Origin of the sequence: Streptacidiphilus pinicola, from assembly GCF_003258295.1 — a bacterium.
GTDB classification, from domain to species: Bacteria; Actinomycetota; Actinomycetes; order Streptomycetales; family Streptomycetaceae; genus Streptacidiphilus; species Streptacidiphilus pinicola.
Map to the genome: position 1 here is coordinate 48,041 of NZ_QKYN01000136.1, position 425 is coordinate 48,465.

Below are 425 nucleotides of genomic sequence, written 5' to 3' on the forward strand. Positions count from 1 at the left end.
CGACGCGATGGACTGGCGCACGGCCTTGCTCTGCGCCAGCAGGCTGTCCACGGCCTGCGCCTGTGCCTGCGCCCCGGCACTGGCGGACGCGCCGGGAGAGGCCGATGCCGACGCGGACGTCGAGTCGCTCGGGGCGGCCGAGCCGGACGGGCTGCCGCCTCCGCTCCCGGACGCGACGGGCGAGGTGCTCGGCCCGGCGCTGCCGTGCGAGGAGCGCCCCAGCCCGAGGCCCCACACCGCGCCGACGCCGAGCAGCGCGGCGGTGACGAGCACCAGCACCACCAGCACCCCGGTCGGCATCCGGCGCGACCCTCCGTCACCCCCGGCATACGCCGCGGGCGGCTCCTGCGGCCCCCCGAAGTCCGGCCGCTGGAACGGCACCGGCCCACCCGGCTGCCCGGGCGCCTGCAGCGGCACCTGGAAGT

1 protein-coding gene is annotated in these 425 nt (G+C 78.8%); it reads right to left on the minus strand.

Annotated elements, in window-relative coordinates:
- Nucleotides 1-300, minus strand: a 300-nt coding sequence (locus tag DN069_RS40480) for a hypothetical protein (RefSeq protein ID WP_207892331.1), incomplete at its 3' end; no start/stop codon positions are given.
- Nucleotides 301-425 lie beyond the last annotated feature (125 nt).